The 25,664-nt window shown below is 72.5% G+C and carries 17 protein-coding genes and 1 tRNA gene; 16 read left to right on the top strand and 2 right to left on the bottom strand.

The window, feature by feature from the left end; translation table 11 throughout:
- Positions 1-94: 94 nt before the first annotated feature.
- The 4 genes from FHS34_RS20060 to FHS34_RS20045 all read left to right on the top strand — a co-directional run bounded on the left by FHS34_RS20060 (position 95) and on the right by FHS34_RS20045 (position 2,089).
- Positions 95-874 carry a type II secretion system F family protein gene (locus tag FHS34_RS20060; RefSeq protein ID WP_372478569.1) on the top strand — a complete coding sequence of 260 codons (780 nt, stop codon included), beginning with the start codon at positions 95-97 and terminating at the stop codon, positions 872-874.
- Positions 875-967: 93 nt separating this feature from the next.
- The gene (locus FHS34_RS20055) at positions 968-1,168 is read left to right on the top strand and encodes a DUF4244 domain-containing protein (RefSeq protein ID WP_184967310.1); all 201 of its coding nucleotides are present in this window, start codon (positions 968-970) and stop codon (positions 1,166-1,168) included.
- Positions 1,169-1,190: 22 nt separating this feature from the next.
- Positions 1,191-1,541, top strand: a complete 351-nt coding sequence (locus tag FHS34_RS20050; protein ID WP_184967308.1) for a TadE family type IV pilus minor pilin — start codon at positions 1,191-1,193, stop codon at positions 1,539-1,541.
- 206 nt (positions 1,542-1,747) lie between these two features.
- Complete coding sequence (locus tag FHS34_RS20045) at positions 1,748-2,089, top strand: Rv3654c family TadE-like protein (protein WP_225817467.1); 342 nt, start codon at positions 1,748-1,750, stop codon at positions 2,087-2,089.
- Between the two features lie 39 nt (positions 2,090-2,128).
- Here the strand turns inward: FHS34_RS20045 and FHS34_RS20040 are convergent, their stop codons facing one another.
- Positions 2,129-4,762 carry a DNA 3'-5' helicase SftH gene (locus FHS34_RS20040; RefSeq protein WP_225817468.1) on the bottom strand — a complete coding sequence of 878 codons (2,634 nt, stop codon included), beginning with the start codon at positions 4,760-4,762 and terminating at the stop codon, positions 2,129-2,131.
- A gap of 81 nt (positions 4,763-4,843) precedes the next feature.
- Here FHS34_RS20040 and bldG point away from each other — a divergent pair, with 81 nt between their 5' ends.
- The 11 genes from bldG (at position 4,844) to FHS34_RS19985 (ending at position 22,278) form a co-directional block, all read left to right on the top strand.
- The gene (gene bldG, locus FHS34_RS20035) at positions 4,844-5,185 is read left to right on the top strand and encodes an anti-sigma factor antagonist BldG (RefSeq protein WP_010986038.1); all 342 of its coding nucleotides are present in this window, start codon (positions 4,844-4,846) and stop codon (positions 5,183-5,185) included.
- Between the two features lie 295 nt (positions 5,186-5,480).
- Positions 5,481-5,912, top strand: a complete 432-nt coding sequence (locus FHS34_RS20030) for an ATP-binding protein (protein WP_184967306.1) — start codon at positions 5,481-5,483, stop codon at positions 5,910-5,912.
- A 316-nt stretch (positions 5,913-6,228) separates the two neighbouring features.
- On the top strand, positions 6,229-8,640 hold the full coding sequence (locus tag FHS34_RS20025) for a sodium-translocating pyrophosphatase (protein ID WP_184967304.1): 2,412 nt from the start codon (positions 6,229-6,231) through the stop codon (positions 8,638-8,640).
- A 212-nt stretch (positions 8,641-8,852) separates the two neighbouring features.
- Positions 8,853-9,488: a small secreted protein gene (locus tag FHS34_RS20020; RefSeq protein ID WP_225817469.1), complete on the top strand. Its 636-nt coding sequence runs from the start codon at positions 8,853-8,855 to the stop codon at positions 9,486-9,488.
- 61 nt (positions 9,489-9,549) lie between these two features.
- On the top strand, positions 9,550-11,070 hold the full coding sequence (locus FHS34_RS20015; RefSeq protein WP_184967300.1) for a N5-glutamine methyltransferase family protein: 1,521 nt from the start codon (positions 9,550-9,552) through the stop codon (positions 11,068-11,070).
- Between the two features lie 644 nt (positions 11,071-11,714).
- Positions 11,715-11,912 (top strand): hypothetical protein, encoded by a 198-nt coding sequence (locus FHS34_RS20010; protein WP_184967298.1) that lies wholly within the window; start codon positions 11,715-11,717, stop codon positions 11,910-11,912.
- Between the two features lie 257 nt (positions 11,913-12,169).
- The gene (gene topA / locus FHS34_RS20005) at positions 12,170-14,995 is read left to right on the top strand and encodes a type I DNA topoisomerase (protein ID WP_184967296.1); all 2,826 of its coding nucleotides are present in this window, start codon (positions 12,170-12,172) and stop codon (positions 14,993-14,995) included.
- A 177-nt stretch (positions 14,996-15,172) separates the two neighbouring features.
- Positions 15,173-18,628, top strand: a complete 3,456-nt coding sequence (gene tmk, locus FHS34_RS20000; RefSeq protein ID WP_184967294.1) for a dTMP kinase — start codon at positions 15,173-15,175, stop codon at positions 18,626-18,628.
- Between the two features lie 484 nt (positions 18,629-19,112).
- Positions 19,113-20,318, top strand: a complete 1,206-nt coding sequence (locus FHS34_RS19995; RefSeq protein WP_184967292.1) for a DNA polymerase III subunit delta' — start codon at positions 19,113-19,115, stop codon at positions 20,316-20,318.
- A 165-nt stretch (positions 20,319-20,483) separates the two neighbouring features.
- Positions 20,484-22,094, top strand: a complete 1,611-nt coding sequence (locus FHS34_RS19990; RefSeq protein WP_184967290.1) for an alpha/beta hydrolase — start codon at positions 20,484-20,486, stop codon at positions 22,092-22,094.
- Positions 22,095-22,201: 107 nt separating this feature from the next.
- Positions 22,202-22,278: transfer RNA gene (locus FHS34_RS19985), tRNA-Thr, on the top strand.
- 84 nt (positions 22,279-22,362) lie between these two features.
- Here the strand turns inward: FHS34_RS19985 and FHS34_RS19980 are convergent.
- A complete protein-coding gene (locus FHS34_RS19980) occupies positions 22,363-24,084 on the bottom strand; it encodes a SpoIIE family protein phosphatase (protein WP_184967288.1) in 1,722 nt (573 codons plus the stop codon).
- Between the two features lie 359 nt (positions 24,085-24,443).
- Between FHS34_RS19980 and FHS34_RS19975 the strand changes: the two genes are divergently transcribed.
- On the top strand, positions 24,444-25,337 hold the full coding sequence (locus FHS34_RS19975; protein WP_184967286.1) for a glycosyltransferase family 2 protein: 894 nt from the start codon (positions 24,444-24,446) through the stop codon (positions 25,335-25,337).
- The last annotated feature ends 327 nt before the right edge of the window (positions 25,338-25,664 follow it).

Below are 25,664 nucleotides of genomic sequence, written 5' to 3'. Positions count from 1 at the left end.
CCGTGTGAGAAGGGGGTGGTGTCCGGAGGGCGGCGAAAGATCCGGGATGTGCGGAATGGCGGGCAGGTCGACACGTGCGGGAAGGGCGGGCGGTGTGAGCGGGGAAGTTGTCCACAGGTTGGGGATGGCCGGGGCCGGGATGCTGGTCCTCGGCTGGGGTGTGCGGAGGCTGGAGCTGGCGCGGCGTCGGCGTCGGACGCGGATCCGGGTGGCCGGACTGCTGGGGCTCGAAGCACCCTCCGGCAGAACGCGGTTCGCGATTCCGGACGCCGTACGGCGGTGGCCGGCGCCGGCGGGTGCGGCATGCGGTGTGTGGGTGCTGGTCGGCGGGGCTGTGGGGGCCGTTCTCGGGCTGGGCGTCGGCGTCGTGCTCTGGCGGTGGCGGGGCCGGCAGACGGCGGCCGGCCCGAAGGAGGCGATCGACACCGCGGCGGCCGCACCCCAACTCCCGCTCGCGGCCGACCTGCTGGCGGCCTGCATCGCGGCCGGTGCCGGTCCGGTGGTCGCCGCCCACGCGGTGGGCGAGGCCCTCGGCGGACCCGTCGGACAGGCACTCGCGAGGGGCGCGGCGGAGGTCCGGCTCGGCGGCGCACCGGCGCACGCCTGGCGGAGTCTGGCCCCGCTGCCTGGCGCGGGTGCCCTGGCGCGGTTGCTGGAGCGGGCCGACGAGTCCGGGCTTCCCGCGGCCGGACCGGCCGCCCGGCTCGCGGCGGACGCGCGGGCGGAGTGGGCCCGCACGGCGACGGCACGGGCGCGCCGGGCGGCCGTGGGGATCTCCGCGCCGGTCGGCCTGTGCTTCCTGCCGGCGTTCATCGCGGTCGGGGTGCTGCCCGTCGTGATCGGGCTGGCGGGCGGGGTGACCGGAAGGGGGTGAGGCCTACCGAGACGGACCGGCACGCAGACGTGGGACAAGCGCGTGGATCGCGCGCGTGGAACGACTACAGACCAGAACCTTACGGGGGTTGAGATGTTCGGAAAGATCAGGAAAACGGCGGCCCGGTTCAGCGGGGTGTGCCGTCAGGACGCCGGAATGGTGACCTCCGAGTACGCCATGGGGATCATCGCGGCCGTCGGGTTCGCGGTGCTGCTCTACGAGGTCGTCACCAGCGGCCAGGTGCGGGCGGAGCTGGCGGCCATCGTGAAGAAGGCCCTCAGTGCGCGGATGTGAGCGGGGCGGGGACCGGGGGTTCGTGACCGCCGAGGCGGCCGTGGTGCTGTGCGTGCTGGTGGCGTTCACGATGGCGCTGGTCTGGGGCCTGCTCGTGGTGGCGGCGCAGATCGAGTGCGTGGACGCGGCCCGTGCCGGCGCCCGGGCCGCCGCCCGTCAGGACCCGGCGGACGCGGTGGTGACGGTGACCCGGGAAGCGGCGCCGCGGGGAGCGCGGGTGACCGTCGCACGCGAGGGCGACAAGGTCAGGGTGACGGTGGTGGCCGAGCCCCCGGTGCTGAGCGGCCTGCCGTTCGAGGTACGGGAGGAGGCCGTGGCGCTCGTCGAGGACACCGTGGGGGCGACGGTACGGACGGGGGAGGCGGGGCCGTGAGGCGCGAGGAAGAGCCGGACGGCGAAGGGGGGCACGCCCTCCCGGGGCGGCGGGCCGACCGGGAGGACCTCGCTCGGGTGCGGGGTGAGGGGTGCCGTGGATGGCCGGGGCGGTGGCGGAGCGAGCGGCGTGACCGCGCGGAGGCCCGGCGCAGGCCGCATGGTCGCCGGGGCCGGCGGGAGGACACCGACCGGGGGTCCGCCACCGTGTGGAGCCTGGGGGCGATCGCCGTGCTGTGCGTGGTGTTCGGCGCCGTTCTCGCTCTCGGGCAGGCTGTCGTCGTCCGGCACCGGGCGGCCGGCGGCGCGGATCTGGCGGCGCTCGCCGCGGCGGACCACTGGAGCGAGGGCGGCCCGGCGGCCTGCGCCCGGGCCGAACGGCTGGCGGCGGCCCAAGGGGTACGGCTGGTGCGGTGCGCCGTCGTGGGCGACACCTCGGAGGTGACGGCGGCCGCGGGAAGAGGACCGTTCACGGCGGAGGTCAGGGCGAGAGCGGGTCCGGCGGGTCCGGCGCGGCCCGAGGCGCCGGTGGGGGTGGCGCCTGGATGACGGTGGGGCCGGCCCCGCCGCCGGGTCGGCCCCCGGCCCCTAGTCGGCCCGCGCCTCTTCCGTCGGCTTCTCCTCCGCCACCGGTTCCTCCTCCGCCACCGGTTCCTCCTCCGCCACCGGTTCCTCCTCCGCCACCGGTTCCTCCTCCGCCACCGGTTCCTCCTCCGCCGCTCGTTCCGCCTCCCTCAGCGCACCTTCCGGCCGCTCTTCCTTCCCCGGCGTCTCCTCCGGCGCCCCCCGCAGCAGCACCGTGAGCAGGCGTACGGCGCCCCGCTTGTGGAGCGGGTCGTTGCCGTTGCCGCACTTGGGGGACTGGATGCAGGACGGGCAGCCGGCCTCGCACTCGCAGGACGCGATGGCCTCGCGGGTGGCGGAGAGCCAGGCGCGGGCCGTGTGGAAGGCGCGCTCGGCGAATCCCGCGCCGCCGGGGTGGCCGTCGTAGACGAAGACCGTGGGGAGGAGGGTGTCGGGGTGCAGCGGGACCGAGACGCCGCCGATGTCCCAGCGGTCGCAGGTCGCGAAGAGGGGCAGCATGCCGATGGACGCGTGCTCGGCGGCGTGCAGGGAGCCGCCGAGGATCTCCGGGATGATCCGTGCCTCGTCCAGCTGGTCGTCGGTGACCGTCCACCACACCGCGCGGGTGCGCAGCGTACGGGGCGGCAGGTCGAGTTTCGTCTCGCCGAGCACCTCGCCGGTGATGAGGCGTCTGCGGAGGTAGGAGACCACCTGGTTGGTGACCTCCACCGAGCCGTAGCAGAGGCGGCCGGCGCCCCACGGGATCTCGGTGTCCGTCTCCAGGATGGAGATCGACGTGGTGTCGCGGGCGACCGTCGAGTACGGCGGGTCCGCCTGCTCGACCAGGGCGACCGAGTCCTCCAGGTCCAGGGTGCGCACCAGGTAGGTGCGGCCCTGGTGCAGGTGGACGGCGCCCTCGTGGACCGTGGAGTGCGCGGCGCCCGCGTCGACCGTGCCGAGCAGGCGGCCCGTCCCGGACTCGACGACCTGCACCGGCCGGCCGCCGGCGCCGCGGATGTCGGTGAGGTCGGCGGCCCGCTCCCGGCGGGTCCAGTGCCAGGCCTTCGTCCGCCGGCGCAGCAGCTTCGCGGCCTCCAGCTGCGGCAGCACGTCCGCGCAGGCGGGGCCGAAGAGGTCCAGGTCCTCCTCGGTCAGCGGCAGCTCCGCGGCGGCGGCGCACAGGTGCGGGGCGAGGACGTAGGGATTGTCGGGGTCGAGGACGGTCGATTCCACCGGTTGGTCGAACAGGGCCTCGGGATGATGGACGAGGAAGGTGTCCAGCGGGTCGTCACGGGCCACGAGGACGGCGAGGGCGCCCTCGCCGGAGCGGCCCGCGCGGCCCGCCTGCTGCCACAGGGACGCGCGGGTGCCCGGGTAGCCGGCGATCACCACCGCGTCCAGGCCGGAGACGTCCACGCCCAGCTCCAGGGCCGTCGTGGCGGCGAGGCCGAGGAGTTCGCCGGAGTGCAGGGCGCGCTCCAGGGCGCGGCGCTCCTCGGGGAGGTAGCCCCCGCGGTAGGCGGCGACACGCCGGACCAGGGAGCGGTCGACCTCGGCGAGTCTCTCCTGGGTGATGACCGAGATCAGCTCGGCGCCGCGCCGGGAGCGTACGAAGGCGACCGAGCGCACGCCCTGCACGGTGAGGTCGGTCAGCAGGTCGGCGGTCTCGGCGGTGGCGGTACGCCGGACGGGCGCGCCCTTCTCACCCTGCAGATCGGTGAGCGGGGGCTCCCAGAGGGCGAACACCAGCTCCCCGCGCGGGGACGCGTCGTCGGCGACCTCGACCACCGGCAGCCCGGTCAGCCGGCCGGCGGCGACCGCGGGCTCGGCAGCGGTCGCCGAGGCCAGCAGGAAGACGGGGGAGGAGCCGTAGCGGGCACACAGACGGCGCAGCCGGCGCAGCACCTGGGCGACATGCGAGCCGAAGACGCCCCGGTAGGTGTGGCACTCGTCGATGACGACGTACCGGAGCGACTTCAGGAAGGAGGACCAGCGCGGGTGGGAGGGAAGTATCCCGCGGTGCAGCATGTCCGGGTTGGTGAGGACGTAGTTGCCGTACTGGCGGATCCACTCGCGTTCCTCGAACGGGGTGTCGCCGTCGTACACGGCTGGGCGTACGGCATTGCCCAAAGGTTGTGAAAGTTCCTTCACCGACCGGCACTGGTCCGCCGCCAGCGCCTTGGTGGGGGACAGGTACAGGGCGGTGGCGCCGCGGCCGTTCGGCGCTTCGGCGCCATCCATGAGGGTGGAAAGGACGGGCACGAGGTAGGCCAGGGACTTGCCGGAGGCGGTGCCGGTGGCGACGACCACCGAGTCGCCCTCCAGGGCGTGCTCGGCGGCCAGCGCCTGGTGCGCCCAGGGATGCTCGATGCCGCACGCCTGGACGGCCGCGATCACCTCGGACCGAATACGGTCAGGCCAGACGGCATGGCGGCCCGCGCGCGGGGGCAAGTGCTCCGTATGAGTGATGCGCGCAGCCCGGCTCGGCCCGGAGGCGAGCCGGTCCAGGACCGCGCCCGGAGACGGGCGGGACGCCGGGTTCGCCGGGGTTCGATCGGATCGGTGATTCTTGGCCATTGGCACCGAGTGTGTCACTGGCGTGACGGACAATGGAGTCAAGGCGTCGTGCACGCCTGCCGGTAAGTGATTGAATGCCATCGCGGCTGGCGAAACGTCCCGAGGGCCGCAAGCCGAGGAGCCCGAGGGACAACCGCTCGATAGCAAGGTGCTGGAGGATCCGTGGACCTGTCCCTGTCGACCCGTACCGTCGGCGATCGTACGGTCGTCGAGGTCGGTGGCGAAATCGACGTATATACCGCGCCCAAGCTGCGCGAGCAGCTGGTCGAGCTGGTGAACGACGGGAATTTCCACCTCGTCGTCGACATGGAGGGCGTGGACTTCCTCGACTCCACCGGGCTCGGCGTGCTGGTCGGCGGCCTGAAGCGAGTTCGTGCCCATGAGGGCTCGCTGCGCCTGGTCTGCAACCAGGAGCGCATTCTGAAGATCTTCCGCATCACCGGCCTCACCAAGGTGTTCCCGATCCACACCTCGGTCGAGGAAGCGGTCGCGGCCACCGACTGACCCGGACCGGTCGCCGGCGCCGGGCTCCCGAGGGGGCCCGGACGTCGGCCGGTCCCGTCTGGACCGATGCCGGACAGCTGACCGCGCCGGGCCGGTGACCGTCCCCTGTCGGACCGATGACCGTTCCGCGCCGGACTGTCGACCGCGCCGGGCCGGTGCCCGGTTCCTTCCCAGGCCTGTGCGCCGGTCCGCTCCGGGGCCGGTGAAGAGGCCCGGGGCACAGAAGTACACCAAGGGGTGCGGGCGCTCGGCGGCCCCGACCCCGACCGCACGCCCGTAGTCGCGAGGGGGATGCATGGCCACCGTCGAACTCCGCTTCAGCGCGCTGCCCGAGCACGTCCGGACCGCCCGTCTGGTGGCGGCAGCGGTGGCGCGCAGGGCCGGAGTGGACGAGGCCGTCCTGGACGAGGTCCGCCTCGCCGTGGGCGAGGCGTGCTCCCGCGCCGTCGGGCTGCACCGGAACAGTGGCGTCACGGCACCGGTGAAGGTGGCGCTGATCGAAGAGGAGAAACAGTTCTCCATCGAGGTCGGCGACGAGGCGCCGCACGCCGTGCCGGGCGGCGACACGCCCGGCGCGCAGGACGGCGACGCGGAGATCGAGGAGGACGAGATGGGCCTCGCGGTCATCAGCGGCCTCGTCGACGACGTGGAAGTCACCACCGGGCAGAACGGTGGCCTGATCCGCATGACCTGGCCGACCGCACCGCCGGTCACGGCACTCCTCTGAGTCGCCCGCGGTCCGCCTGCGGGCCGTGGTACCCCTTCCCGAGGGCCCTGCTGAGCAGGGCCCTCGTCGCGTTTTCCGGCGCGTCCCGGAATTCGTGAAGCAATTCACGATCAATAGCCTGATAATTTGATCAAGCGCCAATGCGGCCGTCAATGCTTTTAGGGCGTTACCCCTTTCGGGTCCCATGGTGGCGCCTCGATCATTTGCTGAAGAGCATCAGAAGGCTGATTCCACTTACCGTCCCCTGTTTAGATCACTCGGGGGTACCTACAATCCGTCCACATCTTGAGCTCAGCCCAAGCGTCAAGGAGGACGAATGGCGGGGCTTTCTACCCCACATCAGCTGGGTCACCCCACATCCCTCGCGGCCGCGGTACTGACCGACGACAATCGGATCATCGTGGCCGTCATCGCGGCCGTCGCCGTGGCCGCGCTGGTGGTCGCGGGGATCCTGGTGCGTCAGGTGCTCGCGGCGGGCGAGGGCACCGACAGCATGAAACGGATCGCCGAGGCGGTCCAGGAAGGCGCCAAGGCGTATCTCGCCCGACAGTTGCGCACGCTCGGCGTATTCGCCGTGGTCGTCTTCTTCCTGCTCATGCTGCTGCCCGCGGACGACTGGAATCAGCGGGCCGGCCGCTCGTTGTTCTTCCTGATCGGAGCGGCATTCTCGGCAGCCACCGGCTATATCGGCATGTGGCTCGCCGTGCGCAGCAACGTGCGGGTCGCCGCGGCGGCCCGGGAAGCCACACCGGCGGAAGGCGAACCCGAAAAGGATCTCACCACCGTCTCGCACACCGCGATGAAGATCGCATTTCGCACAGGCGGCGTCGTCGGCATGTTCACGGTGGGCCTCGGCCTGCTGGGCGCCTCCTGCGTGGTGCTGGTGTACGCGGCCGACGCGCCGAAGGTGCTGGAGGGCTTCGGCCTCGGTGCCGCCCTGATCGCGATGTTCATGCGAGTGGGCGGCGGCATCTTCACCAAGGCCGCCGACGTCGGCGCCGACCTGGTCGGCAAGGTCGAACAGGGCATTCCGGAGGACGACCCGCGCAATGCCGCGACCATCGCCGACAACGTGGGCGACAACGTCGGCGACTGCGCCGGCATGGCGGCCGACCTCTTCGAGTCGTACGCCGTCACCCTGGTGGCCGCGCTGATCCTCGGCAAGGCCGCCTTCGGCGACTCGGGACTGGCCTTCCCGCTGCTGGTGCCCGCCATCGGCGTCATCACGGCGATGATCGGCATCTTCGCGGTCGCTCCGCGCCGCAGCGACCGCAGCGGCATGAGCGCGATCAACCGAGGCTTCTTCATCTCCGCGGTGATCTCGCTGGTGCTGGTCGCGGTCGCGGTCTTCCTCTATCTGCCGTCGAAGTACGCCGACCTCGACGGGGTCACCGACGCGGCGATCAAGGGCAAGGACGGCGACCCGCGTCTCCTGGCGCTGGTCGCGGTGGCCATCGGCATCCTGCTCGCCGCCGTCATCCAGCAGCTGACCGGCTACTTCACGGAGACCAACCGCCGCCCGGTGCGGGACATCGGCAAGACCTCCCTCACGGGCCCGGCCACCGTCGTCCTGTCCGGCATCTCGGTCGGTCTGGAGTCCGCCGTGTACACGGCCCTGCTCATCGGGCTCGGCGTGTACGGCGCCTTCCTGCTCGGCGGTACGTCGATCATGCTGGCGCTGTTCGCGGTCGCCCTGGCCGGTACCGGCCTGCTCACCACGGTCGGCGTGATCGTCGCCATGGACACCTTCGGGCCTGTCTCCGACAACGCGCAGGGCATCGCCGAGATGTCCGGCGACGTCGAGGGCGCGGGCGCGCGGGTGCTCACCAACCTGGACGCGGTCGGCAACACGACCAAGGCCATCACCAAGGGCATCGCCATCGCCACCGCCGTCCTGGCCGCGTCGGCGCTGTTCGGGTCTTACCGCGACGCGATCACCACCAACGTGCAGGACGTCGGGACGAAGCTGACCGGGCCCGGATCGCCGCTCAGCCTGTCCCTGGACATCTCGCAGCCCAACAACCTCGTCGGCCTCATCGCGGGCGCCGCGGTCGTCTTCCTCTTCTCCGGACTGGCCATCAACGCCGTGTCCCGCTCGGCGGGTTCGGTGGTCTTCGAGGTGCGCCGGCAGTTCCGTGAGAAGCCCGGGATCATGGACTACACCGAGACGCCCGAGTACGGCAAGGTCGTCGACATCTGCACCAAGGACGCCCTGCGGGAGCTGGCCACGCCCGGTCTGCTCGCCGTCATGGCGCCGATCTTCATCGGGTTCACGCTCGGCGTCGGTGCGCTCGGCTCCTACCTCGCCGGCGCCATCGGCTCGGGCACGCTGATGGCGGTGTTCCTGGCCAACTCCGGCGGAGCCTGGGACAACGCCAAGAAGCTGGTGGAGGACGGCCACCACGGCGGCAAGGGCAGCGAGGCCCACGCGGCCACGGTGATCGGCGACACGGTCGGTGACCCCTTCAAGGACACCGCCGGGCCGGCGATCAACCCGCTGCTGAAGGTCATGAACCTGGTCTCGCTGCTCATCGCGCCGGCGGTGATCAAGTTCTCCTACGGTGAGGACAAGAACCTCGGAGTGCGGATCGGGGTCGCGATCCTCGCCCTTCTGGTGATCGTCGTCGCCGTGTACGTCTCCAAGCGGCGCGGCATCGCCGTCGGGGACGACGACGAGACGAGCGCCGAGCGGATCGCCAACTCGCCCGACGCGGCAGTGGTTTCGTAGGGCAGGCCCAGAAGGCCCGGTCCACAGGCGGGCGGACGGCGCGTACGCACGTGCCGTCCGCCCGCTTCCGTGTGTGATCACCCACGTCGTGAGCCTTCTCTCTCATGGTGCAAATAGTCACAAAAGCTGACTGATACCTCCTCCGGCTCGGGGAGGAACCCCGTCCGCCGTGTAGATTCCGGGGGCCGAGAGCCATGGAAGGGACCGATCCGGTGAACAAGAAGCTCGCGGCCGCACTGTCCGGCGGTGCGGTACTGGTAGTGGCGGCGACGGGTTGCAGCAGCGGCGGTGACAAGGGGCCCGACCCCAAGCTGGTGTCCTGGGCCAAGACGGTGTGCGACGCGGTGCCCGCGCAGAGCACGAAGATCAAGTCGGCCAACGCGTCCATCGCGGCCATCGCCACGGACAGCAACCTGCCGCCCAAGAGCGCCCAGCAGACGTACGTCGAGGCCTTCCAGGACCTGGCCGACGGCTACAAGACGCTCGCGAACGCCCTCGACACCGCCGGAGCGCCCCCGGGGGTCGACGGCGGCGCCAAGCTGCAGCAGGACGCGTCCAAGAACCTCGCGGGCCTCTCCACGTCGTACGCCGAACTGAAGAAGAAGGTCGACGGCCTCGACACCAAGGACCAGGGCAAGTTCGCCAAGGGTCTCAAGGAGGTCGCCATCCAGACGAAGGAAGTCGGCAAGCAGGGCGACAACGGCACGCAGGCGCTGAAGCGGCTCGAACAGGGCGACGTCAAGGAAGCGATGGCCGAGCAGCCGAGCTGCAAGGTCGCCGCGTCCGCGGCGGGTCAGCCGACGGGTCAGCTGACGGGTCAGGCGACGGGTCAGGCGACCACCGGCTGACGTCGGCCGGCGGTCTGCGCGGAGTCGGCACCGGGCGGCCGCCCCGGGCCACAATGGGGGCGTGACTGACTCCGGACTCGCTCCCCTGCCCGCATCCGACCGGCCCGACACCGCCGCGCGCCTGAGGGACGCGCTGCTGGCCGCCTCCTTCACCGCCGACGGGCTGCTCGACCTGCTCGGCGCCCCCGCGTACGCGGCGCTGGCCCGTAGTGAGACCGTGCCCGCCCTGCGGGCGACCCGTGGCGACACGCCGCTGGAGACGCTCGTACGGCTGTTCCTGCTCCAGCAACCGGTGCTCCACGCGCGCGTGGAGGCCGTTCTGCCCGTCGAGGAGGCACTGGAGGCCGGCTGGCTCACGCGCGTGGGCGGTGACGAGGTGGCCGCGACCGTGGACGTACGGCCGTACGGCGGTCCCGGCGGCGAGGACTGGTTCATCGTCTCCGACCTCGGGTGCGCGGTCGGTGGCGCCGGCGGCATCGGGCAGCGCGACGAGGGCGTCGTCCTGGGCGTCGGCGGCGCCTCCACGACGCTCGCCGGCATCACCGTCCGCACCCCCGTCGCCTCCGCCCTGGACCTCGGCACCGGCTCCGGCATCCAGGCACTGCACGCCGCCCAGCACGCCACGCGCGTGACGGCGACCGATCTCAACCCGCGCGCGCTGCACATCACCGCGCTCACGCTCGCGCTCTCCGGCGCGCCCGCCGCCGACCTGCGCGAGGGCTCCCTGTTCGAGCCGGTCGCAGACGACGAGACGTTCGACCTCATCGTCTCCAACCCGCCCTTCGTGATCTCCCCGGGCGCCCGGCTGACGTACCGCGACGGCGGCATGGGCGGGGACGATCTGTGCCGCTCGCTCGTTCAGCAGGCGGGGGAACGGCTGAACGAGGGCGGGTTCGCGCAGTTCCTCGCGAACTGGCAGCACGTGGCGGGGGAGGACTGGCAGGACAGACTCAGGTCATGGGTGCCGCGCGGGTGCGATGCCTGGATCGTGCAGCGCGAGGTGCAGGACGTCACGCAGTACGCCGAGCTGTGGCTGAGGGACGCCGGAGACCACCGTGGCGACCCGGCGGAGTACCAGGCGCGGTACGACGCCTGGCTCGACGAGTTCGAGGCGTGCAAGGTCAAGGCGATCGGATTCGGCTGGATCACCCTGCGCAGGACCGGGTCCGCCGAGCCCGTCGTCACCGTGGAGGAGTGGCCGCACCCGGTCGAGCAGCCGCTCGGGGAGACGATCCGGGCGCACTTCGACCGTCTCGACTACCTCCGGGAGCACGACGACGCGGCGCTGCTGGACAGCCACTTCAAGCTCGTCGCCGAGGTGGTCCAGGAACAGGTCGGGCTGCCCGGCGCCGAGGACCCCGAGCACGTCGTGCTGCGGCAGCACCGGGGCATGCGCCGGGCGACGAAGGTGGACACGGTCGGCGCGGGGTTCGCGGGCGTCTGCGACGGTACGCTGAGCGCGGGCCGGATCCTGGACGCCATCGCGCAGCTCGTCGGCGAGGACCCGGTGCTGCTCCGCGACCGCACCCCCGCACAGATCCGGCTGCTGGTGGAACAGGGCTTCCTGGAGCCGGTGCGCTGAAGCCGGTGCGCCGAAGCCGGTGCGCGGTGCCGTGCCGAGGACCCGGCACCGGCGTGGATGCCGTGGCCGCCGGTCGAGGGCGCCGAGCGGACGGTGCGGTGCCGGACAGCGATGCGGTGCCGGGCGGGTGCCGTACGCCGGATGCTCGTGCCCTCGTAGACGCGGGCTCCGATGATCTGCGGATGCGTGCGCGATCCTCCGCGGGGCGGACGTGACTGAGGACGCGGAAGTGGAGGCGGATGTGCTGCGGCTGCGGATGTGGCTGGGGAAGGGGACGTGATCATCTGCCGACCCTGACGCGGGCGTCTTCCGGCTTCGGCGCGATCACCTTCCGGCCTCGGCTCTGGCGTCTTCCGACCGGACCCGGGCATTTCCGTCCGAGTGCGGGCGTCTTGCGACCGGCGCGAGCGTCGTCGTATGCCGGGGGCACGGGTCGCGGGAGGATGCCGCAGGAGACGGGTGTGGACCCGTTTCCGGAAAACGGCCGGAAAAATATGGCCGAGGGGTCGGGGGCGGACCCGTTCGGGCGTGCGTTCGATTGCATGTCGGCCTTCCGTTCACCCCGATGTCGCCCGCGCGTCTCCCGCGCGTGCCACCCTCCCGGCGCTGGGCAGAGCCGACGGCAGGGAAGGGGTGGGCGGCCGATGGAGAGCGGACCGGCGATCTTCGCGGGAGTGGTGTTCGCCCTGTTCGGGGCAGGTCTGCTGGCCTGGACCGGGACGCGCGTCAGGCGCCGGGAACCGGTTGCCGCCGGTGTGAATCGGATCGCATCTGCCACCGCCGCGAGCGTCGCCGGGATGGCCGCGCTGGCCCTCGGTGTGTACTGCCTGACCCGGCTCTGAGCCCGGCGGACACCGTGTCCGGAGGGTAAGGGGAGCGTCACGCTCCGGACAGAGGTGCGACAGCGGTCGGACAGTCCGGGCGGCAGGAATGCCGGTAGTCGGGTTACCGTTCGAGTGGCCGTTGTGGGCTTTTCCCGTTTGACACGGGGGCGGGATGTAGCGTCACACTCCGCAGCGTCACACGAGCCAGCAGCACGCCGCGACCCCGGGACGAAGGCCTGGGGAGGCCCCAGCGTCGACCGGAGAGAAGAGCGAAGTTGTCCCCGACCAGCGAGACCGCCCAGGGCGGTCGCCGACTCGTCATCGTCGAGTCGCCTGCCAAGGCGAAGACGATCAAGGGCTATCTCGGCCCCGGCTACACCGTCGAGGCGAGCGTCGGGCACATCCGCGACCTTCCCACCGGCGCCGCGGAGGTGCCGGACAAGTACACCGGCGAGGTCCGCCGCCTCGGTGTGGACGTCGAACATGACTTCCAGCCGATCTATGTCATCAACGCGGACAAGAAGGCACAGGTCAAGAAGCTCAAGGACCTGCTGAAGGACTCCGACGAGCTCTTCCTCGCCACCGATGAGGACCGGGAGGGCGAGGCGATCGCCTGGCACCTCCAGGAGGTCCTGAAGCCGAAGATCCCGGTCAAGCGCATGGTGTTCCACGAGATCACCAAGGACGCGATCCGCGAGGCCGTCGCCAACCCGCGCCAGCTCAACCAGAAGCTGGTCGACGCCCAGGAGACCCGCCGCATCCTCGACCGCCTCTACGGCTACGAGGTCTCGCCGGTCCTGTGGAAGAAGGTCATGCCCCGGCTGTCGGCCGGCCGCGTGCAGTCCGTCGCCACACGACTCGTCGTCGAGCGGGAACGCGAGCGCATCGCCTTCCGTTCCGCCGAGTACTGGGACCTGACGGGCACCTTCGCGACCGGCCGTGCGGGAGACCCCTCGGACCCGTCGTCGCTGGTCGCCCGCCTGCAGACCGTCGACGGCAGGCGGGTCGCGCAGGGCCGCGACTTCGACTCCCTGGGACAGCTCAAGGGTGCGAACACCCTTCACCTCGACGAGGCGAACGCCCGCGCCCTCGCCGCCGCCCTGGAGAACACCCGCTTCTCCGTGCGGTCCGTCGAGTCCAAGCCGTACCGCCGCTCGCCGTACGCCCCGTTCCGTACGACGACGCTGCAGCAGGAGGCCAGCCGCAAGCTGGGCTTCGGTGCGAAGGCGACCATGCAGGTCGCCCAGAAGCTGTACGAGAACGGCTACATCACGTACATGCGTACGGACTCCACGACGCTGAGCGACACCGCGATCGCCGCGGCCCGCGCCCAGGTCACGCAGCTGTACGGCGCCGACTACCTGCCGCCGCAGCCGCGCACCTACGCCGCGAAGGTCAAGAACGCGCAGGAGGCGCACGAGGCGATCCGCCCTTCGGGTGATCGTTTCCGCACGCCCGCGGAGACCGGCCTGACCGGCGACCAGTTCAAGCTCTACGAGCTGATCTGGAAGCGGACCGTCGCTTCCCAGATGAAGGACGCGACCGGCAACAGCGTCACCGTCCGGATCGGCGGTGCCGCCGCCGACGGCCGGGACGTCGAGTTCAGCGCCTCCGGCAAGACGATCACCTTCCACGGCTTCCTGAAGGCCTACGTCGAGGGTGCCGACGACCCGAACGCCGAGCTGGACGACCGCGAGCGCCGGCTGCCCCAGGTCGCCGAGGGCGACGCGCTGTCCGCCGAGGAGATCACGGTCGACGGCCACGCCACCAAGCCTCCGGCCCGCTACACCGAGGCCTCGCTGGTCAAGGAGCTGGAAGAGCGCGAGATCGGCCGCCCGTCGACGTACGCGTCGATCATCGGCACGATCCTCGACCGCGGCTACGTCTTCAAGAAGGGCACGGCCCTGGTGCCGTCCTTCCTGTCCTTCGCCGTGGTGAACCTCCTGGAGAAGCACTTCGGGCGGCTCGTCGACTACGACTTCACCGCCAGGATGGAGGACGACCTCGACCGGATCGCGGCCGGTGAGGCGAAGGCCGTGCCGTGGCTGAAGCGCTTCTACTTCGGCGAGGGCACGGCGACGGGCGGCGCGGCCGAGGCCGGCAACGGCGACGGGGACCACCTCGGCGGCCTCAAGGAACTGGTGACCGACCTGGGCGCGATCGACGCGCGCGAGGTGTCGTCGTTCCCGGTGGGCAACGAGATCGTGCTCCGCGTCGGCCGCTACGGCCCGTACATCGAGCGTGGCGAGAAGGACACCGAGCAGCACCAGCGCGCCGACATCCCGGACGACCTGGCGCCGGACGAGCTCACCGTCGAGCTGGCCGAGGAACTGCTGGCCAAGCCCAGCGGCGACTTCGAGCTGGGCACCGACCCGCAGACGGGTCACCCGATCGTGGCCAAGGCCGGCCGCTACGGCCCGTACGTCACCGAGGTGCTCCCCGACGGCACCCCCAAGACCGGCAAGAACGCGGTCAAGCCGCGGACGGCCTCGCTCTTCAAGACGATGTCGCTCGACACGGTGACGCTCGAGGACGCGCTGAAGCTGATGTCGCTGCCGCGTGTCGTCGGCACGGACGCCGAGGGCGTGGAGATCACCGCGCAGAACGGCCGCTACGGCCCGTACCTGAAGAAGGGCACGGACTCGCGCTCGCTGCAGACCGAGGACCAGCTCTTCACGATCACGCTGGAGGAGGCCCAGGCGATCTACGCCCAGCCGAAGCAGCGTGGCCGGGCCGCCGCCAAGCCGCCGCTGAAGGAGCTGGGCGAGGACCCGGTGTCCGGCAAGCCGGTCGTGGTGAAGGACGGCCGGTTCGGCCCGTACGTCACCGACGGCGAGACCAACGCCACCCTCCGCTCCGGTGACAGTGTCGAGACGATCACTCCTGAGCGTGGTTTCGAGCTGCTCGCCGAGAAGCGCGCGAAGAGCCCGGCCAAGAAGACCGCGAAGAAGGCGGCGGCGAAGAAGACGGCCCCGGCGAAGAAGACCGCCGCCAAGAAGACGGCCGCGAAGAAGACGACGGCCGCGAAGAAGACGACCGCCAAGAAGACCACCGCGAAGAAGGCGGCTTCGAAGACGGCGGCTTCCGGCGCGGAGGACTGACGCGCCTTCCGGACCGGAGCCTTCGGGCCGTGACGGTCGGCCCCTTCGGACCGTGGCCTTCGGAGTCGCGGCCTTGGGAATCGCAGAGCGCACGCCCCGGCATCACTTCGATGCCGGGGCGTGCGCATGCCAGGACGGGCGAGGTGTGGTGTCGGCGGCTGCGGATAGGCTGAACGCATGACGCGAGCCGAGCAGCCAACGGCCCACCCCACCCCCCCGGACGACGCCCTGGTCGCGGACTCCCGCGAGCGCGCCGTCCGTTCCCTGTTGCGCCGCCCGCAGCTGCGGCGCCTGTGGAGCGCGCAACTGGTGAGCGGTGTCGGTGACGCCCTCTCCCTTCTCGTGCTGGTCGTCCTGGTCCTCCAGGCGGCAATCGACGAGGGGGCCTTCGGCGGTGGCTACCGAGGCGTGGCGTTCGCGGTGGCGACGGTCTTCGGCGCCCGCATCCTCGCCACACTGTTCTTCGGAGCCGTCCTCCTCGGCCCGCTGACCTCGCTCACCGCGCAGGAGGGCCCGCTCGACCGCCGCTGGACCATGGTCGGTGCCGACGGCCTGCGCGCCGCGCTGCTGATCGTCGCGCCCCTGTGGATCGACTGGATCCCCGACGACGCGCTCGCCGTCCTGCTGGTCACCGCCTTCGTCACCGGCGTCGCCGAGCGGCTGTGGACGGTGTGCCGGGAGAGCGCCGCCCCGGCCCTGCTGCCGGGCCCGCCACCGGAGGGCGCCACCGTACGGCCGCTGCCGGACCACCTGGACGCCCTGCGCCGCCTCGCGCTGCGCACCGGTTTCCTCGCGGTCCCGCTGGCCGCCGCCACCCTGGTCACCGCCTCCCTGCTGAACAACCTGCTGGGCACCGGCGTGGCCTGGTTCGACCAGCACCAGGCGGCCCTCGCGTCGTACGTGGCGGCGGGCCTGTTCGCCGCCTCCCTGTCCGTGCTGACGTACCTGGAACTGCCCGACACGCGCACCCCGCGCCCGCGGTCCCCGCTGGAGGGCCTGCGCCGCCCGCGCACCGGCACCGGCGTCGACAAGGGCCGCACGGGAGCCGTCCCGCTGCTGATCCCGGCCTGCGCCGGCGTCGCCGGGGCGATCGCGGCGGCCGTCTCGGTCTGCGTGCTGCACGCCAAGGACCTGGGCGGCGGCCCGGTGCTGTACGGCCTGCTGGTGCTGGGCCTGACCGGCGGAGTCGCCGTCGGTATCCGCACCGCCCCCGCGTTGCTGCCCTCGCTGTCCCGCCGCCGTCTGCTCGCCCTGGCGATCGCCGTCACCGGCATCGCGCTGCTGGCCGCCGGGCTGGTCCCGGACGTCACCACGGTCCTGCTGATCGTCACGCTGGCCGGTGCCGCCGCGGGCGTGGCCGCCAACACCGGGCACACCCTGCTCGACCAGGAGACCGAGGAATACCGCCGGGCGCGCACCACCGAGCACCTGCACGCCGTGGTCCGCGTCTTCACAGCGCTCGGCGTCCTGGTCGCGCCAGTGGTCGCGGCCCTGATCGGCCCGCACCGGCTGGAGAACGGCAGGTTCGTCTTCGCGCACGGCGGGGCGGCCTTCACGCTGATGCTGGTCGGCGCGCTGCTGCTGCCGGTGGCCGCGCTGGTGCTCGCCAAGGTCGACGACCGTTCCGGCGTGCCGCTGCGCCAAGACCTCAGGGACGCGCTGCTCGGCGGCGACGACCCGGTCACGGTCCCGGCGGCGAACGGCTTCTTCATCGCCCTGGAGGGCGGTGACGGCGCCGGCAAGTCCACCCAGGCCGAGGCGCTCGCCGAGTGGATCCGCGCCAAGGGGCACGAGGTCGTGCTCACCCGCGAGCCGGGGGCCACCCCGGTCGGCAAGCGGCTGCGGTCGATCCTGCTGGACGTGTCCTCGGCGGGCCTGTCGCACCGCGCGGAGGCGCTGCTGTACGCCGCCGACCGCGCGGAGCACGTCGACACGGTCGTACGCCCCGCCCTGGAGCGCGGCGCGGTGGTGATCTCCGACCGTTACATCGACTCCTCCGTCGCCTACCAGGGCGCCGGCCGCGACCTGTCCCCGACCGAGATCGCCCGCATCAACCGCTGGGCCACCAACGGGCTCGTCCCGCACCTCACCGTCCTGCTGGACGTCTCCCCGGAGACCGCCCGCGAGCGGTTCACCGAGGCGCCGGACCGGCTGGAGTCGGAGCCGGCGGAGTTCCACGCGCGCGTGCGGGCCGGTTTCCTCACACTGGCCGCTTCCGACCCCGGGCGTTACCTGATCGTGGACGCGGGCCAGGAGCCCGAGGCCGTCACCACCGTGATCCGGCACCGGCTGGACACAGTGCTGCCGCTGTCCGAGGCCGAGATCGAGGCCCGGGAGGAGGCGCGCAGGCAGGCCGAGGAGGAGGCCCGCCGCAAGGCCGAGGAAGAGGCCGCCCGCAAGGCCGAGGAGGAGCGCCTGGAGCGCGAGCGCCAGGAGCAGCTCGCCCGGCTGCGCGCCGAGGAGGAGGAGCGCAAGCGGCGCGAGCTGGAGGAGGCGCAGCGGCGCGAGGCCGAACGGCAGGCGGAGGAGGCCCGGCTGCGGGCCGAGGAAGCGGCCCGGCGCGCGGAGGAGGAGCGGCAGCGGCTGCTCGCCGAGGAGAAGGCGCGCGCCGAGGAGGAGGCACGCCGCAAGGCCGAGGAGGAGCGGCGCCGCAGGCAGGCCGAGGAAGAGGCCCGGGTCCGCGCCGAGGAGGAGGCCCGGCAGGCGCGGCTGCGTGCCGAGGAGGACGCCCGGCGTCTGGAGGCGCAGCGCAAGGCCGAGGAGGCGCTGCTGCGCGCCGAGGAGGCCCGTCGGCAGGCGGCCGAGGCCGCGGCGGCGGCCGACGCGGCGGCCCGCAGGCCCAGCGCGCCGCGGCCGACGGCCCCGGGCGTGGTTGCCGACGCCGTCACGGTCCCCACGCCGGTCGTCTCACCGGATGTGGTCCGGGGCGCCGAGGAGACCGTCCCGACGCCGGTGGTGTCGCCGGACGCCCAGGCACCGGACGCTCGGGAGCCGGGTGCGGCGGAGCGCAGCGCGGACGGGCAGGGCACGGACGCGCCGGACACGCACGCGCCGGACACGCGGGGCACGGACGAGACGACGGTGCTGCGGCCGGTGCGCGAGGAGCGCGGCGGCTGGGCCGACGACGCCCGGGGCCGCCAGTCGGACGCCGAGATGACCACCGAGCTGCCGCAGCCGCCGGTGCCCTCCGGGCCGGCTGAGGAGACGGCGGTGCTGCCGCAGGTGCCCCCGGGCGCGGCGGACGAGACGACCGTGCTGCCGCCGGTCTCCGCCGACGGTACGGCCGAGGCGCCGCGGGTGGCTCCGGGCGCCGCCGACGAGACCGCAGTGCTGCCGCCGGTGCGCGACGACGCCCCGGCGGACCGGGTGCCGCCCGGCTTCTTCCGGGACGAGCGGTCCGCCGCGGGCCCCGACGGCTCCGAGCCGCGCACCCGTGAGATGCCCCAGCTCGACGCCGACGGCACGCCCCGCCGCCGGCCGCGGTCCGACTGGGCCGAGGAGACCCCGCTGGACGACCTGCCGACGCTGGCCGACGAACTGCTGGGTTCGTACGACGAGCCGAAGAACGGCGACCAGGGTGACGGCGCGGATCAGCAGGGCCGCAAGGGCCGCGGCCGGGGCCGACGCGGCTGACCGGCACGAGCTCTTCCGACGGCTCTTCCGGACGGGGGCGCCCACGGGCACCGGCGAGGACCCGGTGCTTGCGGGCGCCCCCGTCCGGGCCGGTGGGCCTCCTGGCGGCGGGAACCTCCGCCGGTGGGCCTCCTGCCGGCAGGTGCCTCTGCCGGTGGGGTTTCCTGCGAGTGGGCGCCTGCTTGTCGGCCCCAGCCGGTGACGCCCTTTGCCGACGGGCTTCTCCGGGTACGGCCTTTCCGGCGGGGCGGCCCCCTCGCCGGTGAGCCTGTTGTCGCCTGGGCCTGGGCCTGGTCGCCGGGTCCGGATCTCTCGGCCTCGTCGTCGGGACCTCGGTGGCGTCGGAGATTCGTCGACGCCGGGACCTCGTCGACGCCGGGACCTCGTCGACGCCGGGCCTCGTCGGCGGTGGGACCTCGTTGTCGGTGCCCACCCGCACAATGGATGGCGGGAAGCGGAGTGCGACGGAAGGGCGGCGTGACCCATGACCGTGTGGGACGACCTCGTCGGGCAGGAGAAGGTGAGCGCGGTGCTCGACGCCGCCGCGCGGGACGCCGACGCCCTCGTCACGGCCGCCGCGGCGGACGAGCCGCCGCCCACGGCCTCGAAGATGACCCACGCCTGGCTGTTCACGGGCCCGCCCGGCGCGGGCCGGAACCAGGCGGCGCGGGCCTTCGCCGCGGCCCTGCAGTGCGTGAGCCCGGACCGGGCCCTCGGCGGTGTCCCCGGCTGCGGCTTCTGCGACGGCTGCCACACCGCGCTGCTCGGCACCCACGCGGATGTCACGACGGTGGCCGCGGTCGGCTCCGAGATCCTGGTCAAGGACATGCGCGACACGGTCCGCAAGTCGTTCACCTCCCCGGCGAACGGCCGCTGGCAGATCATTCTGGTCGAGGACGCCGAGCGGCTGAACGAGAAGTCGGCCAACGCCGTCCTGAAGGCCGTGGAGGAGCCCGCCTCGCGCACCGTGTGGCTGCTGTGTGCCCCCTCCGTCGAGGACGTCCTGCCGACGATCCGCTCCCGCTGCCGCCATCTGACCCTGCGCACGCCGTCCGTCGAGGCGGTCGCCGACATGCTCGTAAGGCGTGACGGCATCGAGCCCGAGGTCGCCGCGTCCGCTGCCCGCGCCACCCAGGGCCATGTCGACCGGGCCCGCCGTCTGGCCACCGACCCGGCGGCCCGCGAGCGCCGCGCCGCCGTCCTGAAGCTGCCGCTGCGGCTGGACGAGGTCGGCGCCTGCCTCAGGGCCGCCCAGGAGCTGGTCGACGCCGCCGCGGAGGACGCCAGACAGCTCGCCGAGGAGATGGACGGCAAGGAGACCGAGGAGCTGAAGGCGGCGCTCGGCGCGGCCCAGGGCGGCCGGCTGCCGCGCGGTACGGCGGGCGTCATCAAGGACTTGGAGGACATGCAGAAGCGGCGCAGAACCCGCACCCAGCGCGACAGCCTGGACGTCGCCCTCGGTGACCTCACTGCTTTCTACCGCGATGTCCTCGCCTTGCAGCTCGGCACGCGCGTGGCGATCGCCAACGCCGACGCGGGGGAGGCCCTGGAGCGGCTGGCCCGCGCCGGCGCCCCCGAGTCCACGCTCCGCCGCATCGAGGCGATCTCCGCGTGCCGCGAGGCCCTGGACCGCAACGTGGCTCCGCTGCTCGCCGTGGAGGCGATGACGATGGCACTGAGGGCGGGCTGACAGCCGCGCCGGCGACGGCCTGAGCCTCGTGCGACCCGATTGACCCCGTGCGACCCGTGCGGGCAGCGGGACCGGCCCGGCTCGGGGACGGCGCCGTGTCCCTCGTAGGAGGCACCCATGTCCACGCAGCGCACCCGATCCGTCGCCCAGCGTTACGCTCGCCTGATGTACACCAGGCCATCCCCCCGCTCCCGCCGGACCCGGGGGCCCCGCCCCCGGACGACGGCCCGATTCACGGCCACCCTCCTCACGGCCACCGCCCTGCTCGTGTCCGCCTGCTCCTCCGGGGCCTCGACCACCACGGCCGGCGGGACGGTGGAGGCGGCGCTCGCCGCGCTGCCGCATTCGACTCCGTCGGCCCTGGCGTCGTACTACGACCAGCGGCTGCGCTGGCGCGACTGCGGTGTCCCCGGATTCCAGTGCGCGACGATGAAGGCCCCGCTGGACTACGCGAACCCCGACGCGGGCACCATCCGGCTCGCCGTCGCCCGCAAGAAGGCCACCGGCAAGAGCAGGCCGATCGGCTCGCTGCTGGTCAACCCGGGAGGCCCGGGCGGTTCGGCCATCGGGTACCTCCAGGACTACGCGGGCCTCGGCTATCCGGCAGAGGTCCGCGCCCGCTACGACATGGTGGCGATGGATCCCCGGGGCGTCGCCCGCAGCGAGCCCGTCCAATGCCTCAACGGCCGGCAGATGGACACGTACACGGAGACCGACCTGACGCCCGACGACCAGCGGGAACGCAACGCGGTGGTCACGGCGCAGCAGACGTTCGCGGAGAGCTGCGGAACCCACTCGGCGCGGCTGCTGCGGCACGTGTCCACCGTGGAGGCGGCGCGGGACATGGACATCCTCCGGGCGGTGCTGGGGGACCGGAGGCTGAACTACGTCGGGGCGTCGTACGGCACGCTGCTCGGGGCGACGTACGCCGGTCTGTTCCCCGGGCGGGTCGGCCGGATGGTGCTGGACGGCGCGATGGACCCGTCCCTGGACTCCCGCACGTTGAACCAGGACCAGACGGCGGGCTTCGAGACGGCGTTCGCGGCGTTCGCGAAGGACTGCGTACGGCACACCGACTGCCCGCTCGGCGGAAAGGGCACGACGCCCGCGCAGGTCGGTGATCACCTGAGGGCGTTCTTCCGCCAGTTGGACGCCCACCCCATCCCGGCGGGCGAGCCGGAGGGCCGCAAGCTCGGGGAGGCGCTGGCCACCAACGGGGTGATCGCGTCGATGTACGACGAGGGGTCCTGGGGGCGGCTGCGCGAGGCGCTGACCTCGGCGATGAAGGAGCATGACGGGTCCGGTCTGCTGTCCCTCTCCGACCTCTACTACGAGCGGGACGCGAGCGGCCACTACAGCAACCTGATGATGGCCAACGCCGCCGTGAACTGCCTGGACCTGCCGCCGGCCTTCAACGGTCCCGAACAGGTCGAGAAGGCCCTGCCCGCGTTCGGGAAGGCGTCCCCGGTCTTCGGGCCGGGTCTGGCCTGGGCCTCGCTGAACTGCGCGTACTGGCCGGTGCGGGCCACGGGCGAGCCGCGCCGCATCGAGGCGAGGGGAGCGGCGCCGATCGTGGTGGTCGGTACGGTCCGCGACCCGGCGACGCCGTACCGCTGGGCCCGGTCCCTGGCCGGCCAGCTCTCCTCGGCCCGCCTGCTGACCTACGACGGCGACGGCCACACGGCGTACGGCCGGGGAAGCTCCTGCATCGACGCGGCGATCGACGCCTACCTCCTCCGGGGCACCCCGCCGGCCGCCGGAAAGCGCTGCTCATAGCCCTGCCGCCCACCCCGGGGCCGCCCGCTCCGGGGTGGGTACGAAGCACTCTCGGAAACTGTGTAGACTTACCGACGTTGCTGATCGCACCATGGTGCTGGCAGCACGCCGCTTTAGCTCAGATGGCCAGAGCAACGCACTCGTAATGCGTAGGTCTCGGGTTCGAATCCCGAAAGCGGCTCCATCGGAAAGACCAGTCAGGGATGTCCTGGCTGGTCTTTCGTCGTTCGGTGGGCATGGAGCCGCTGAGGGAGCCCGAGGCGTGTCGTCAGCGGTCGTCCGGTTCCGGCAGGCTCTCGGGGTGGTGGGCGATGGTGGGGCGGAGGCGGGCTGCGAGGAGGGCTATGTCGTCCTCGCACAAGCCGCTGGTCAGCTGGGTCAGCAGGGTGTCCAGCAGGTCCTCCAGACAGTCGTCGGCGGACAGTCCCATCTCGGTGAGGGCGCGCACCGAGTCGTCGATGTCCACGCCCCGCTGCTCCACGAGACCGTCTGTGTAGAGCAGCAGCACGGAGCCCGGTTCGAATGCGAACGTTGTCATCTCGTACTCGCCGAGTTCCGTGCCGATCGGGGGGCCGGCCGGGAGGCGCATCAGGCCGGTGCTGCCGTTGGGGCGGATGACGAGGGGTGGCAGATGCCCGGCCGTGGCCGCCGTACAGGTCCCGGCCGCGGGGTCCAGCAGGACGAGCAGGCAGGTGGCGACGCGGTCGAGGCCGATGCGTGCCGCTCTGCGGTCCGCCTCGGAGAGCATGGCGTCCACGGCCAGCCCGGACGCGGCGACGGTGCGCAGGACGGAACGGTACTGGCTCATGGCCACGGCGGCCTGGAAGCCGTGCCCCATCACGTCGCCCATGACCAGCAGGGTGCGGCAGTCGGGGAGCGCGATGGAGTCGTACCAGTCGCCGCCGACGAGGGCGCTGCGGCCGGACGGCAGATAGCGGGTGGCCACCTCGACCGTGGGGTGCGGGCGGTCGGGCTCGGACAGCAGGGCGCGCTGGAGCTCCAGGGTCATCGTGTGCTCGTGGCTGTACCGGTGGGCGCTGTCGATGGAGACGGCCGCCCGCGCGGCGACGCCCTGCGCGGTCAGGATGTCGTCGTTGCTGAAGGAGGGGGACGCTCCCATCCGCATGAGGATGACCACGCCGACGCTGCGGCCGGCCGTGGGCAGCGGGACGATGAGCACCGAGTGAACCCCGGCCGCCCGGTAGATCCGCAGCCGGTCGGGATCGGCGATGACCTTCTCGAACAGCTCGTCGGAGGCCAGGTTGCCCAGCCAGGGCCGTCCGCTGTCGATGCAGCGGCGGGGCGCCGAGCCGCGCGGGAGATCGATGTAGGGCCTCGGCCCGCCGAGCTCGCTCAGGTGCCGTTGCAGTTCCGGCGGCACCGTCAGGCTCATCTTGCGCAGGCGCAGCATTCCGGGCGGCGGCGGGGGTACGCCGAAGAACTCCTTCTCCACGATTCCGACCGCGGCGATGTCGGCGAGGGAGGGTGCGAGGAAGTCCGCCAGTTCGGCGCAGGTGGCCTCCACGTCGAGGGTCGTGCCGACCCGGGTGGCCGCGGCGTCCAGGAGGGCGAGCCGCTGGTGGGCGTTCTCCAGGTCGTCCAGGTACTGGCGCAGGTTGCTGACCTCGACGGCCATCCCGCACACGCCGACCACCTGGCCCTGCGTCTCCAGCCGGTGGAAGACGGCGCGCCAGAGCCGTCGTCCCACGGGTGAGGGGACGCGTGTGGTGCCGGACAGGGTGACCTCCCGGGGCCGGCCGTCGGCGAGCACCTCGATCAGCACGTCTTCGGACGTCTGCACGTCGGGCAGCACCTCCGCGAGCGTCCTGCCGAGGAACGCGGAGGCCGGGACCCCGGTGACCCGGGACCAGGCCGGATTGACGTAGAGGTGCCGCAGATGGCGGTCCAGGATGAGCACGGGGGCGGTGGTGCCTTCGACGATCCCGCGCAGGAATCCGCACTCGCAGACCGTCTGGACGCCGTCGACCATCCGAAGGAACGGTTCGCTTCCCATGGTTCTCGGCACGTGGGCGGCGTGGGCCTGGGGAAAGAGCCACGACGGCGGGAGTCGTTCAGCATTCACTGTCTTCTCCCAGCTGTCCGGGCAGGTCGGCCCCTTTCCCATCGTGTGGGGACGGCTGATCCGACGCATCTTGGCCCCGGGCTGGTTGCCCCTTCAACGAATCCAAGGGGTGGGAGCCGGCAAACGTGGTCATAAAACCGGATCAAAGACGCGGCAAAGTGAATCGGCGTCAGGTGAACCGGGGGCTCTGAGGCAACATCTTGGTGAACGGCGGGCAGCGCGCGGTCGGGCAGCGCTGTCGCCGTCGGCCGGATGAGGTGAGGGACGTGGTGGAGCCGAGGATCGCCGTCGCCGTGGTGACGATGGGCAACCGGCCCGCGGAGGTCGACGCCCTGCTCCAGTCCGTGGCCAAGCAGGACATCGCCCCCGCCCGCATCGTGATCGTCGGCAACGGCTGCCGGCTGCCCGAGTTCGCCCGCCGGCTCTCCCTGCCCGGCGAGGTCACGGCCATCGACGTCGAGGAGAACCTCGGCTGTCCCGGTGGCCGGAACGTGGCCCTCTCCCGGCTGAGGGACTTCGGGGACGTGGACGTCGTCGTGGAGCTGGACGACGACGGGCTGCTCGTCGACCCGGACGTGCTGCGCCGGGTGCGTGACCTGTACGCCGCCGACCCGCGCCTCGGCGTCGTCGGCTTCCGCATCGCCGACGAGCAGGGCCGGACCCAGCAGCGGCACGTGCCCCGGGTGGGCAAGTCCGACCCGATGCGCGGCGGTTACGTCACCGGGTTCCTCGGTGGCGGGCACGCCTTCCGGATGGCGATGCTGGCCGAGACCGGGGACTGGCCGGCCGAGTTCTTCTTCGCGCACGAGGAGACCGACCTCGCCTGGCGGGCCGTCGACGCCGGCTGGAAGATCCTGTACGCCCCCGAGCTGCTCCTCCAGCACCCCTGGACCTCACCGGCCCGGCACGCCATCTACTACCGGGTCAACGCCCGCAACCGGGTCTGGCTCGTCCGGCGCCGGCTGCCCCTGCCGCTCGTTCCGGTGCACCTCGGGGTGTGGACGCTCCTCACCCTCGCCCGGACCCGCTCCCCGGCCGGGCTCAAGGCATGGTTCGGCGGTTTCGCCGAGGGCCTGCGGGAACCGGCCGGGGAGCGGCGGCCGATGCGCTGGCGGACGGTGTGGCGGCTGACCCGGCTGGGGCGTCCGCCGGTGATCTGAGCGGGAAGCCCATGATCCGAGGGGGAAGCCCCGGCGGTCTGAGGGGGAAGCCCCGGCGGTCCGAGGGGGAAGCCTCGGCGGTATGGGGGGCGATCTGCGGGATAGAGGCCTGTGACGCGACCTGAGGGAGGAACGGGTCCGACCGCGATCAGGGGCGCGGGGCGAGCGGCCGGAAGCCGGAAAGGCGGGACGGGGCCCCGGTCGTTCACCTCCGCCGACCGGGGCCCTTGTCGTCCCCGGACCCAGCCTGCGGCGACACTCCCCCGAGTTACGCGACATACGCGCGCGCCGTCGGGCCGGATCCGATGCAATGATCACATCAGGATT

The sequence above is a fragment of the Streptomyces echinatus genome (genome assembly GCF_014203595.1).
GTDB lineage: Bacteria > Actinomycetota > Actinomycetes > Streptomycetales > Streptomycetaceae > Streptomyces > Streptomyces echinatus.
Note: the sequence above shows the minus strand (reverse complement) of the source record. Positions and strands in the feature narration are given on the sequence as shown.